General features: G+C 71.0%; 8 protein-coding genes. 3 read left to right on the forward strand and 5 right to left on the reverse strand.

All coding sequences use genetic code 11. From position 1 onward, the window contains the following. Nucleotides 1–118 precede the first annotated feature (118 nt). Nucleotides 119–1810 carry a sensor domain-containing diguanylate cyclase gene (locus MQC88_RS03050; protein ID WP_243319134.1) on the forward strand — a complete coding sequence of 564 codons (1692 nt, stop codon included), beginning with the start codon at nt 119–121 and terminating at the stop codon, nt 1808–1810. Between the two features lie 3 nt (nt 1811–1813). Here the strand turns inward: MQC88_RS03050 and epmA are convergent, their stop codons facing one another. From epmA to smc, 4 genes are all read right to left on the reverse strand, one after another. Then, complete coding sequence (epmA, locus tag MQC88_RS03055) at nt 1814–2788, reverse strand: EF-P lysine aminoacylase EpmA (protein WP_243319136.1); 975 nt, start codon at nt 2786–2788, stop codon at nt 1814–1816. Between the two features lie 42 nt (nt 2789–2830). Then, nucleotides 2831–5182, reverse strand: a complete 2352-nt coding sequence (ligA, locus tag MQC88_RS03060; RefSeq protein ID WP_243319138.1) for an NAD-dependent DNA ligase LigA — start codon at nt 5180–5182, stop codon at nt 2831–2833. 274 nt (nt 5183–5456) lie between these two features. Beyond that, nucleotides 5457–6176 carry a cell division protein ZipA gene (zipA, locus tag MQC88_RS03065; protein WP_243319139.1) on the reverse strand — a complete coding sequence of 240 codons (720 nt, stop codon included), beginning with the start codon at nt 6174–6176 and terminating at the stop codon, nt 5457–5459. Nucleotides 6177–6222: 46 nt separating this feature from the next. Next, nucleotides 6223–9726, reverse strand: a complete 3504-nt coding sequence (gene smc, locus MQC88_RS03070; protein WP_243319141.1) for a chromosome segregation protein SMC — start codon at nt 9724–9726, stop codon at nt 6223–6225. Between the two features lie 518 nt (nt 9727–10244). Between smc and glk the strand changes: the two genes are divergently transcribed. Both glk and pgl read left to right on the forward strand, forming a co-directional pair. Then, nucleotides 10245–11234, forward strand: a complete 990-nt coding sequence (gene glk, locus MQC88_RS03075; RefSeq protein ID WP_243319144.1) for a glucokinase — start codon at nt 10245–10247, stop codon at nt 11232–11234. Further along, nucleotides 11234–11971 (forward strand): 6-phosphogluconolactonase, encoded by a 738-nt coding sequence (pgl, locus tag MQC88_RS03080; protein WP_243319146.1) that lies wholly within the window; start codon nt 11234–11236, stop codon nt 11969–11971. The genes glk and pgl overlap by 1 nt, the downstream gene beginning before the upstream one ends. Nucleotides 11972–11981: 10 nt before the next feature. Here pgl and MQC88_RS03085 read toward each other — a convergent pair whose 3' ends face one another. Then, complete coding sequence (locus MQC88_RS03085; protein WP_243319149.1) at nt 11982–12995, reverse strand: LacI family DNA-binding transcriptional regulator; 1014 nt, start codon at nt 12993–12995, stop codon at nt 11982–11984. Nucleotides 12996–13090 lie beyond the last annotated feature (95 nt).

Consider the following 13090-nt stretch of genomic DNA (forward strand, 5'->3'; position numbering starts at 1 on the left):
GTCGCGGGCATTTGCCAAGCCATTCCGGGGCAATCCCGCATCACCAGCCGTGCACTGCAAGGATGTCCGCGCGGCCTGAGGTTGCGCCCTGCCCACCTGTTGCCTAGGCTTGATCGACATGCCGCACCCGATGCGCACCCGCTATCTGCTGGGTTTCGGCCTCGCCACCGGGATCATGGTGCTGGTGGGGGCATCGATCATGCTCGCCACGCAGCGCTTCCGCGCCGATACCCAATGGGTGTCCCACAGCCAGGAAGTCATTGGGCGGCTGGCCCAGATCCGCGCCACCCTGCTGGACGGGATCTCCACCCAGCGCAGCTACCTGCTGACAGGCAACCAGGCCTATCGCGACCAGTACCAGGCGGTGCGTCCGGAAATCCGCGCCGAAGTCGCCAGGCTCGCTTCCCTGTTGGCCGACAACCCGGCGCAGTCGCAGCGTGCATCCCGGCTGGGCGACCTGATCGACAAGCGCCTGGATTCGGCGAGCGAGGCCGTGCGGGTCTATGACGATGCCGGCCTGGTCGACGCGCAGCGCTACCTGGGCAGGAACCGCGGCTACGAATTGATGTTGGGCATCCAGCAGCTGATGGCGCAGATGCAGGACGACGAGCAGCGCCTTCTCGCGCAACGCAGTCGCGATTCGGCCCGCAGCGCCAACATCCTGATGGTGCTGGGCGCGCTGGGCATCCCGCTGAGCCTGCTGATCATGTGGGCGATCTACGCCCAGCTCTCGCGTGAAGTCCGCGAGCGCGAGGCCGCCCAGGCCAAGGCCGAGGACCTCAACCAGGACCTCGGCCGCAGCGTGTCCGGGCTGGAGCGCGCGACCAGCGACCTGCGCGAGATCGGCCACTACGCAGGGCTGCTGCAGGGCTGCCGCCACGTCCCCGAGGCACTGGAGGTCACCCGCGTCGCCCTGGGCAGGCTGCTGCCGGACGTGGCCGGCACCGTGTACCTGCTGCGGGCTTCGCAGGATTACGCCGAGGCCGAGATCTGCTGGGGCGAGCACCTGGCGCCGGCGCACGCGCTGTTGCTGCCGCAGGAGTGCTGGGCGCTGCGCCGGGTGCAGCCGCATTTCGTCCACGATGTCCACGGCGGCAATGCCTGCAGCCACCTGGACCAGCCCGCCGCCGGCGTCGCCGTCGCCACCGCCTGCCTGCCCTTGAGCGCGCAGAACCTCAGCCTGGGCTTCATCTACCTATCCGCCCCGGGGCCGGGGCCGATCGCGCGCATGGAGATCGCCAGCGCCGCCGCCGAACAACTGTCGCTGGCGCTCGGCAACCTGCGGTTGCAGGAAACCCTGCGCCAGCAATCGATCCGCGACGCGCTCACCGGCCTCTACAACCGGCGCTACCTGGAGGAGTCGCTGCCGCGGGAGCTGAGCCGATGCGAACGGCGAAAGCTGCCGCTGGCACTGCTGATGCTCGACCTCGACCACTTCAAGGCCTTCAACGACGCGCACGGCCACGACGGGGGCGACGCCCTGCTCGCGGGGTTCGGCCGCCTGTTGCTGGCCAGTTGCCGCGGCGAGGACATCCCCTGTCGCTATGGTGGCGAGGAGTTCATCCTGATCCTGCCCGAAGCCGACCTCCGCACCGCGACGCACCGCGCCGAAGAGATCCGGACCGCGCTCGAGGCGATGACCGTGCCGCACCTGCAACGCACCATCGGCGGCAGCACCGTGTCGATCGGGATCGCGCTGTTCCCGCAGCATGCCGGCACGGGCGACGAACTCAAGCGCATGGCCGATGCCGCGCTCTACCGCGCCAAGCGCAACGGCCGCAACCGGGTCGAGGTTGCGGGCGCGGCGTAAGGATCAGGCGCGGGCGAAGTCGAACGCCAGCACGTCGGCGATGCGCCCGCTGCCGGCCATCGCCATCAGCAGGCGGTCCAGCCCCAGGGCGACGCCGGCGCACGGCGGCAGTCCCGCCTGCATCGCGGCCAGCAGGCGCTGGTCGATCGGCGGGACGACGGCGCCGCGGTGTTGGCGTCGCTGCTGGTCGCGTTCGAAGCGCGCGCGTTGCTCATCGGCATCGGTGAGTTCGTGGTAGCCGTTCGCCAGTTCCAGCGGGCCGAGGTACAGCTCGAAGCGTTCGGCCACCAGGGCATCGCCATCCCGCCGCACACGCGCGAGCGCGCACTGCGAAGCCGGATAGTCGTACACGGCGAGCATGCGATGCGGCGGGAAACCGGGTTGCAGGCGATGGGTCATCAGCAGGTCGAGCCAGTCGTCGCGGCCGAGTCCGCTCGGTTCGATCGCGACGTCGCCGAGGGCTGCGCGCAATGCCGCCTCGTCCGCGGTGAACGGATCCAGCCCCAGTCGCTGCCGGTACAGCTCGCGATACGCGATGGATTCCAACCGGGCGTCGCGCCCCGCCAGCGCCAGCGCGGCTTGCACCAGCTCCGCGGTTTCCTGCAGCAGCCGCTGGTGGTCCCAGCCGACGCGGTACCACTCCAGCATCGTGAACTCGGGATTGTGGCGGCCGCCGGCCTCGCCATCGCGAAACACCCGGCCGAGTTCGTAGCAATCGCCGACGCCGGCCGCCAGCAGGCGCTTGAGCGCATGTTCCGGCGAAGTCCGCAGCCAGCGCGTGCGCGGCGCACCATCGGTGCGGCCGGTGAACTGCAGCGAGAACGAGGCGATGTTGGGCTCGGTGTTGCCGGCGACCGAAAGGACCGGCGTCTCCACCTCGAGCACGCCACGCGCGGCGAAGAAGTCGCGAATGCGCGCATGCAGCGCCGCGCGCAGGCGGATCGCCTCCAGCGGCGCAGTGGGTCGCCAGTCAGCCATGGAAGATCGCTGCCATAGGCGCCGTGCTTATGCGTGCGCCACTCATGCACCGTTGTCCGCGAGGAACGCCAGCAACCGCGCCTCGTCCCAGACCTCCACGCCCAGTTCCGCGGCCTTGGCCAGCTTGCTGCCGGCGGCCTCGCCGGCCACCACGAAGTCGGTCTTCTTCGAGACGCTGCCGGAGACCTTGGCACCAAGCGCCTCCAGCCGGTCCTTGGCGACATCGCGGGTCAGGGATGCCAGCGTTCCGGTCAGCACGATCGTCCTTCCATCGAGCGGACCAGCCTTCGCGGCCTGGACGTGGGCTACGGCCGCATGCAGGCCCGCCAGCGCCTCGGTCGTGCGACGCAGCAGCGCCCGCCCCTCGCGCGTACGCACGAAGGCGTGCACCGCGTCGGCGGTGTCCGGCGGCAGGCCGGCACCGACCAACGCTTCCGCGGCGGCCGCCGCGACGGCCTCGATGGAATCGAACGCCGATGCCAGTTGCTCGGCGCGCCTGGGGGTGAGCCTGGGGATGCCCATCTGTGCCAGCACGTTGCCGGTCGCGAGCGCGGCACGCAGCCTGGCAGTGGGCGGATGCGTGTCGGTGATGCGCACGCCGCGCGCGAGCAGGTCGTCGATCACCCGCTGGTTGCCCGGCTGCGCGAAGAACGCGTCGATCGCGCGGGCGACTTCGTCGCCGATGTCCGGCACCAGCTTCAGCACCGGCCACGGCAGGTGGCGGACGAGCGCGAGGTCGCCGAACCACGCCGCCAATGCCTTGGCCGTGCTCTCGCCGACGTGCTCGATACCGAGCGCGTACAGGAACCGCTCCAGCGTGGTATCGCGGCTGTTGGCGATGGCCTCGATCAGGTTCTCGGCCCATCGGGTGGCCACCTTGCCGGCCTTGACGGTCTCGGGCGTCGTGCCGTCGCGCTGGTCGGCGCGGCGCTTCATCTCCAGCAGGTTTTCCAGCGTCAGCTTGTAGAGGTCCGCGACCGAATCCAGGTAACCGAATTCGCCCAGCGCCTCGATGTAGCGCTCCCCCAGGCCGTCGACGTCCATCGCGCGGCGGCTGGCGAAGTGGAACACCGTCTGCGTGCGTTGCGCGGCGCAGGCGAGCTCGCCGCTGCAGCGCGCGACCACTTCGCCCTCCTCGCGCACGATGTCGGAGCCGCAGATCGGGCAGTGCGCGGGCATGGCCCAGGCCCGGGCGCCCTTCGGCCGCAGTTCCGGGACAACGCGCACCACTTCCGGGATCACGTCGCCGGCGCGACGCACGATCACCGTATCGCCGACGCGCACGTCCAGGCGCGCGACCTGGTCGGCGTTGTGCAGGGTCGCGTTGGTGATGGTGACGCCACCCACGAACACCGGGGCCAGCTTCGCGGCAGGCGTGGCCGCGCCGGTGCGGCCGATGTTGACGATGATGTCCTCGACCACCGTGGTCTGTTCCTGCGCCGGGAACTTGTGCGCGATCGCCCAGCGCGGCGTGCGGCCGACGAAGCCCAGTTCGCGCTGGGCGGCCAGGTCGTCGACCTTGTAGACCACGCCATCGATGTCGAATGGCAGCGCATCGCGCTGCGCGCCGATCCGGGCGTAGTAGGCCAGGCATCCGGCCGCGCCGCGCGCGGTCGTGGCCAGCGGGCTCACCGGGAATCCCCATTCGCGCAGCTTGCCAAGCACCTGCGAGTGCCGGTCCGGGATGCTGCCGTGCTCGACCGCACCTAACGCGTAGGCGTAGAACGCCAGCGGGCGCTGCGCGGTGGCGCGCGGGTCGAGCTGGCGCAGGCTGCCGGCGGCGGCGTTGCGCGGATTGACCAGCGGCTTGATGCGCCCGTCCGAGGCGCGCGCCTGCTCGTTGTAGGCCTCGAAGCCGGCGCGTGGCATGTAGACCTCGCCGCGCACCTCGAGCACCCGCGGCCAGCCCTTGCCGCGCAGTTTCAACGGGATCGCGCGGATCGTGCGCAGGTTGGCGGTCACGTCCTCGCCGGTCTCGCCGTCGCCTCGTGTCGCGCCCTGCACGAAGACGCCCTCCTCGTAGCGCAGGCTGATCGCGAGGCCGTCGAACTTGGGTTCGACCGAGAAAACCGGGTCGGTGACTTCCAGCCGCTGCTCGACCTTGCGCTCGAAATCCTCGACTTCGGCGTCGTTGAAGGCATTGGCCAGCGACAGCATCCGCATCTCGTGGCGGACCGGCGCGAACGCGCCGGAAGGCGTCCCGCCGACGCGCCGGGTCGGCGAATCGGCGGTCACGAGCGCGGGATCGGCGGCTTCCAGCGCCTCCAGTTCGCGCATCAACCGGTCGTACTCGACGTCGGCGAGATCCGGGTCGTCCAGCACGTGGTAGCGGTAGTTGGCGTCCTCGATCAGGCGACGCAGTTCGGCGGCACGGGCGGCGGGATCGGCGGGCATGGTCGGATTCTAGGGCACCGCGCGTGTTGCCGATGCAGGGTCCGGACTACTCAGCGGCAGGCGATGCGGGACGCCGGGGACACCGCATTCCGGAGAGGACCAGCGCAACCTGGCGGTTTGTAGGAGCGGCTTCAGCCGCGAGCTGTTGTCGCGCCATTCGTGGGGCAAGAAGCTCGCGGCTGAAGCCGCTCCCACAACGGGCGCTCCCCACACGGTCGCTGCCACGCGAGCCGGTGCGGACGAGCCCCCCCCACCGATGTCACTCGCGCAGCGGCTACCAGCGCGGGGAACGGGTGATCGGCGGCGCTTCGTGCTGGCGGTCGTAGGCGCGCAGTTCGTCGCGCAGGTGCTGGATGCGCTGGCGGCCGAGCGCGTTGCGCGACTCGTCCAGCACCACGCCGTCGAGCAGTTCGGCCATGCGTTGCGCGGTGGGCAGCATCATTTCCCAGCCATCCAGCGCCGGCAGCGGTGCCGGCAGGGTCAGGAAGAAGGCGATCGCCGGTGTTTCCAGCGACTGGATCGTGGCCATCTCGAAGCTGCCCGGCTTCATGATGTTGGCGACGCTGAACACCGGGCCGCGCTCGGGATGGCCCTCGACCAGGCGGTGGAACACGTTCATGTGGCCGTAGGTCAGGCCGGTCTTTTCGGCGGCCACGACGATGTCCGGACCGCGCAGCATTTCGCCGGCGCGCGCGGCGATGTACAGGGTCACGATCTTGTCGAAGTCCTCGCTGGCGCGGCGACCGAGGTCGCTGCTGGCGGCGCCGCCGGGCAGCTCCATCTCCGACTGCAGCGCGGCATCGCCATGGCCCTGGGCGAGTTCGTTTTCCAGCTCTTCGCCGATGGTGGGTTCGACGCGCCGTCCATCGCCGCGGCCGCCTTCGATGCGGCGCCCCTGCCCTGGCCGGCGCGGGCGGCCGAAGAAATAGATCGCGGCCATCAACAGCACACCCGCGATCACGATCCCGGTACGCAGCATCCACACGTCGGACATCGTCGTCTCCCTGCTGGGTAAGATCCTGCTGTGTAAGGTCCGGCGCTCAGGCGGCGCCGGCCAGGCGCGCGGCTTCGGCCAGGTCGACCGACACCAGGCGGCTGACGCCCGGCTCGCGCATGGTAACGCCGGAAAGCTGCTGCGCAGCCTCCATCGTCGCCTTGTTGTGGGTCACGAACAGGAACTGCACCTGTTCGCTCATTTCCGACACCATCGCGGTGAAGCGGCCGACGTTGGCCTCGTCCAGCGGCGCATCGACTTCGTCCAGCAGGCAGAACGGCGCCGGGTTGAGCCGGAAGATCGCGAACACCAGGGCCACCGCGGTCATCGCCTTCTCGCCGCCGGACAGCAGCGAGATGTTGGACACGCGCTTGCCCGGTGGCCGCGCCATGATCGCCACGCCGGTGTCGAGCAGGTCCTCGCCGGTGAGCTCCAGGTAGGCGTGGCCGCCGCCGAACAGGCGCGGATACAGCTCCTGCACGCCGGAGTTGACCCGGTCGAACGTGTCCTTGAAGCGGCCGCGGGTTTCCCGGTCGATCTTGCGGATCGCGTCTTCCAGCGTTTCCAGTGCCGAAGTGAGGTCGGCGTCCTGCGCGTCCAGGTATTCCTTGCGCTGCGCGGCTTCGGCGTGCTCGGCGATCGCGGCGAGGTTGACCGGCTCCAGCCGGCGCAGCTTGGCGTCGAAATCGGTGACGGCCTTCTCCCAGGCGCCGGCATCGGCGTCCTCGGCCAGCGAATTGACCACGTCCTCGAGCACGAAGCCGGCGTCGGCCACTGCGTGCGACAACTGCCCGGCCTTGATCTCCAGCGCCTGCTGGTCGAGCTTGCGCTGGCCGATCTTCTCGCGTTGCGCCAGCGCCTGTTCGTCGCGCTGGTGGCGGGTCTGCTCGTGCCCGCGCAGTTCGTTGTCGATGCCTTCCAGCGCCGAGCGCGCGGCGGCCAGTGCTTTCTCGGTGCGCACGCGCTCCTCGAGCGCGGCCTGGCGTTCGCTTTCCAGCGTGCTGCCCGGCGAGTCGCCATCGGCCAGCTGCGAGGCGAGCTCGGCCAGGCGGGTGTCGAGTTGCCCGCGTTGCCCGCCCATGCGCTCGAGCGACTGCGCCAGCGCCGCGATCTGCGCGCGCTGGGTTTCCACGGTCAGCGCCAGCGCGTGCGCGGCATCGCGCGACTCGCGCGCGGCGGCGCGGGCGGCGTCGCGGGCTTCGCCGAGGCTGGCGCGTTCGGCCTCCAGCGCGCGACGCGCGGTTTCCAGCTCCGCCATTTTCGCGACCGCCGACTCCAGCTTCGCCCGTGCCTCGCGCGCCTGCCCGCGACTGCCGTCGATGGTCTCGACCAGCTGCGCGTGCTCGGCGTCGATCTTCTCGATGCGGCTGCGCGCGGAATCCAGCCGGCCCTGGTGGCTCTGCAGCTGGCCGGCGAGTTCGGACACGCCGCGATGGGCCATGTAGAGCGCGCGTTGTGCATCCTCGCGCTGCTGCTCGGCGACCAGCGCGCGGTCGCGCCAGGCGGCCAGGCCGCGTTCGAGTTCGGTTTCGCGATGCTGCAGCGCCTGGATCTCGCCGCGCAGCGACTGGATTTCCTTCTCGCGCAACAGCGCGCCCTGCTTGGCGGCGCCGGAGCGCAGCACCCGCACCCAGCCCGCGCCGAGGCGCTCGCCATGGCGGGTGATGACCGATTCGCCGTCGCCCAGGCGCGGCAGCAGCGCGCGTGCATCGGCGAGGGTTTCGGCGGCATGCAGCTTCGACAGGATGCGGCGGATCGCGGCCGGGCCCTGCACTTTCGCCGCCAGCGAGGTCGGCGCGTAGTGGCCGTCGTCGCCGCCGGGCGCCACCAGCGTCAGGCGGCCCTCGCCGAGTTCGCCGAGCGCCTCGACCAGGGCTTCGGGCGCTTCCACCAGCACGCCCTCGATCAGCTGGCCGAGCGCGGCCTCGACCGCGTTCTCCCAGCCGGCCTCGACCACCAGCGTCTCGCCCACGCGCGCGGCCGAATCCAGCCCGCGCTGGCGCAGCCATTCCACCGCGGCGCCCTGCTCCTGGCCGAGCGCGGCATGCTGCAGGGTTTCCAGCGATGACAGGCGGCCGCGTTTTTCCTGCGCCTGCTTGCGGACTTCCGCCAGTTCCGACTGCGCGATGCGCTGCTGGTCCTGGAGTTCGGTGACGGCCTGCTTGCGCGACTCGACTTCCGCGGCCATGCCGTCGAGCGCGGCCTTCTGCGCGTCGTGCTGCGACTGGATCCCGGCGAAGGCTTCGGCCAGCGCGGCCAGGTCCAGGCCGCCGCGTTCGGACGCGAGCTGCTCGCGACGGCGTTCGGCGTCCAGCGCCTGGCGGTCGAGGTAGTCGACCCGGGTGCGCTCGACATCGCCGGCGCGCGCGGCTTCGGACTGGGATCGCGCATGCGCGTCCCAGCGTTGTTGCCAGTCGGCGAGCCTGGCTTCGACGTCGCGCAGCGCGTCCTGGCGGGCCTGGTCGCCGGCCTGCAGCTGCGCCAGTTGCGGTTCGGCATCGGCGATCGCGGCGCGCAGCACGCCCAGGCGAGCCTCGTCGCTGTCGATGTGGGTGCCGATCTCGGCCAATGCGGCCTGCGCCTCGTCGCGCGCGCGCTGCAGGCGCTGCGCCATCTCGCGCTGGTGCGCGATCTGCTGCTCGATCCGCGCCAGCGTGCCGCCGACCTGGTAGACCTCGGCCTGGGCCTTGTTCAATGCCTCGCCGGCTTCCTCGCGGCGCACGCGGTCGCTTTCGATCTTGCGTTCGGCTTCGCGCTGCTCCGCGATCAGTTGCTGCAGCCGGGTCTCGTCCTGAGCCAGCTGCTCGCGCTGGCCCTGCAGCTGCGCGTCGAGCGCGCGGTATTCCAGCGCCTTCCACTCCGCGTCCCTGATCCGGCGCTCGGCCTGGATCGACTGGTACTGCTCGGCCTGGCGCGCCTGGCGCTTGAGGTGGTCGAGCTGCTTGCCGACCTCGTCGCGCAGGTCGTTGAGTCGGTCGAGGTTCTCGCGGGTGTGGCGGATGCGGGTCTCGGTTTCCTTGCGCCGCTCCTTGTACTTGGAGATGCCGGCGGCCTCCTCCAGGTATACGCGCAGGTCCTCGGGCCGGGCCTCGATGATCTGGCTGATCATGCCCTGCTCGATGATCGAGTAGCTGCGCGGGCCCAGGCCGGTGCCCAGGAACAGGTCGGTGATGTCGCGGCGGCGGCAGCGGGCACCGTTGAGGTAGTAGTTGCTGGTGGCGTCGCGGCCGACCGTGCGCTTGACGGAGATCTCGTCGAAGGCGCCGTACTCGCCGGTGATGGTGTGGTCGGAGTTGTCGAAGATCAGCTCGACCGTGGCCTGCGACACCGGCTTGCGCGCCGAGGAGCCGGAGAAGATCACGTCGGTCAGCGAATCGCCGCGCAGGCGGCTGGCCGCGCTCTCGCCCATCACCCAGCGGATCGCGTCGATGATGTTGGACTTGCCGCAGCCGTTGGGCCCGACCACGCCGGTCATGTTGGTCGGCAGGTGCAGGGTGGTCGGATCGACGAAGGATTTGAAACCGGACAGCTTGATCGTGGACAGGCGCATGCGGCGGTCGTCGGGGCCCGGCAACGACGGGCGTCAGGCCCGTGTTGCAGTCAGTTGAAATGGTTGAGGTATCGCATGCAAGCCGTTGATCCGTCTTGCTGCGCCATGGCGCGAACGCCATGCTTCCGGGCGAGTATAGCGGGCCGACCGGGCAACGTCCGCGCCGCGCTGCCGGCGCGCAACGTCAAGCCGGCGCGCGGGGACCGCTTCCACCGTGCACCGGCGCGCGCGGCACGCGTGGCCGGCATTTCGTGACGCAGCCTGCGCATCGGGCCTCGCGCCGTGCAGCCGCGGGCCGTGCAGCCTGCGTGCTTTGCTATCGTGCCCCTTCCTGCCCGTTGCGGCAGCGCGCCCAGGGAAAGGCGCGCCGGCAGGGCAACCCGATCGCCACGCACTGGATGCAACCTGGACGATTCCCGCCTGACTGACCTCGGTTCAAGGATCCACGTGCACGCCCCGAAGACGCCGGCCCGCAGCACCGATCCGGACACGGCGCACCGATCGCACCGGTGCCGCGGATGAGCGACAACCGCGTCCTGCTCGCCGACATCGGCGGCACCAACGCGCGCTTCGCGCTGGCCGACCCTGACGCGCCGATGCCACTGCTGGCGGACAGCATCCATGGGTACGCGGTCGATGCCTTCGGTTCGCTGGCCGAGGCTGCCCGGCACTACCTCGATGCCACCGGGGGGCGTGCGTCGAGCGGCATCTTCGCGGTCGCCGGGCGCGTGGACGGCGGCATGGCGCGCATGACCAACCACCCCTGGGTGGTTTCGCGCGACCGCCTGCGCCAGGCGCTCGGGCTGGACGACGTGGCCCTGGTCAACGACTTCGTCGCGCAGGCGATGGCGGTGCGGCTGCTGCGGCAGGACGACGTGGCGGCAATCGGCACGCCCGCCGGCCCCCCCGCTGGCGATGGTGCGCGGACCTGGGCCGTGCTCGGCCCGGGTACCGGCCTGGGCATCGGCGCGCTGCTGGTCCGCGATGGCCATGGCTTCGCGCTCGCCACGGAGGGCGGCCATGCCGGCTTCGCCCCAGGCACCACGGAGGAAATCGCGATCCTGGAACGCCTGGCGGCGCGTTACGGACGCGTCTCCAACGAGCGCCTGGTCAGCGGCGCCGGCCTGGCCAACATCCATCGCGCGCTGGGCGAGATCGCCGGCCACGACCCCGGGGCATTGCAGCCGGAGGACATCACCGCGGGCGCAACTGCTGGCGACCCTCGATGCCTGCGCGCGATCGAGGTGTTCTGCGAGGTCTTCGGCGCGATTGCCGGGGACCTCGTACTGACGCTCGGCGCCTGGGATGGCGCCTACCTCAGCGGCGGCCTGGTGCCGTTGCTGCTGCCGGCGCTGCGGCGCCCGGGATTCCGCGAGCGCTTCGAGGCGAAGGGCCGCTACGCATCGGCCATGGCACGCGTGCCGACGCTGGCGGTACTGCATCCGCAGCCGGGCCTGCTCGGCACGGCGGCGCTGGCAGCCGGCGACCACCCGCGGAGGGCGGGCTGATGGATCCGCAGGGCAAGGGCGCGACCCGGTCGCGGCCAGCGCCGCTGGAGTTCCACGCCTATGGCCATGGCGACCAGTGGGCCTGGGCAATCGCGGTCGCGGTGACGGCCGCGCTGCGCCGCGACCTGCTGCAGCATCCGCGCGCGCGCCTGCTGGTCTCCGGCGGCAAGACCCCCGCGCCCGTGTTCCGGGCACTGTCGAAGGCGCCGCTGGAGTGGAACCGGGTCGATGTCGCGCTGGTCGACGAGCGCTGGCTGCGTCCGGACGATCCCGACAGCAACGCGCACCTGGTGCGCGAGTGCCTGCTGCAGGAGCATGCCGCGGAGGCCCGCTTCGAAACCCTGACCCGTCCCGGCCGCAGCATCGAGGCCGCCGTCGCCGACGCCAACCTGCACGCGCGCCACCCGCCGGGCGTCGTCCTGCTGGGCATGGGCAACGACGGCCATGTCGCATCGTTGTTCCCGCGCATGCGCGACCTCGAACACGCGCTGGCCAGCCGCAACCCCTACGTCGCCGTCGATGCCAGCGGCTGCCCGGGCGCCGTGCCGTGGCCGCGCAGGATCAGCCTGACGCCCGCGGGCCTGGCGCCGGCGCACACGCGGCTGCTGCTGCTGCGCGGCCAGAGCAAGCGTGCGGTCTTCGAACGCGCGCTCGATGGCCGCGACCCGCAGGAAATGCCGGTGCGCCTCGCCTTCACCACGCCCGGCGCGGTCCTGCAAGTGTACTGGTGCCCCTGAGCGACGCGGATCAGCCGCCGGCCGCGGCCGCGGTGGACTCGCGCACCATCAGCTCCGGTTGCAGGCTATGCGCACCCGGCGCGTCCTCGCCGACGGCCTCGTCCAGCAGCAGCCGCAACGCATGCGCCCCGAAGCCGCCGATGTCGATGCGCAACGTCGTCAGCGCCGGGTGCATGTGCTGGGCCAGCGGGCTGTCGTCGAAGCCCGCCAGCGCGATGTCTTCGGGGACACGGACGCGGGCGGCGTTGAAGGCGAACAGGCAACCCAGCGCCATCATGTCGTTGGCGGCGAACACCGCGTCGGGCAGTTCCGGTGCCGCCAGTAGCTCACATCCGGCGCGATGCCCTGACGCCACGTCGAAATCGCCCGCGAGGATCCAGGGCTCGGCGCCGGGCAGCGATTCCGCCAGCCCGTCGCAATAGCCGCGCAGGCGCTCGGCGGCGTCGAAGTTGGGCGTGCGACCGGCGATGAAGGCGATCCGGCGGCGCCCCCGTTCCGCCAGGTGGTGCACCATCGCGCGCGAGCCGCCATGGTTGTCCACGCGCAGGCTGCGGACACCCCCGCCGGACTCGCCCTGGCTGTCGAGCAGCAGCACCGGCAGCGATGGCGGCAGGTTCGCGGCCTGCAGGTCCAGGCCGGCATGCGGCGACATCACCACGATCCCGTCGACCCGGCCGCGCATGCCGCGCAGCGCCATGCCCTGCAGTTCCGGGCAACGATGGTGCCCCGAGACCAGCAACTGCAGCCCGCGCTCGCGCGCGGCGGTGTCGATACCGCACATCAGTCGCGCGTAGTACTCGCACGGCAGGTCGGGAAGTACCACGCCGACGGTATGGGTGCGGCGGCTGCTCAGCACCCGCGCCGCGTGGTGGGGGCTGTAATCGAGCGAATTGGCGATCGCCAGGACGCGGTCGCGGACCGCGTCGGCGACGTTCTCGCGACCGTTCAGCGCACGCGAAACGGTCGCCACCGAGACGTTTGCCAGGCGCGCTACATCCTTGATGGTGACTCCCGGGGTGTCCATCTCCCCTCCCGGGATGGCACTGTCGAGTGCCGAACGTAACGGCTCGCGGCCCGCGTCGCAATCGGCGCGCCGTCAGAATCTGGCCGCTGGCGGAA

It is taken from the genome of Cognatiluteimonas sedimenti, assembly GCF_022808325.1.
Classification (GTDB): domain Bacteria; phylum Pseudomonadota; class Gammaproteobacteria; order Xanthomonadales; family Xanthomonadaceae; genus Cognatiluteimonas; species Cognatiluteimonas sedimenti.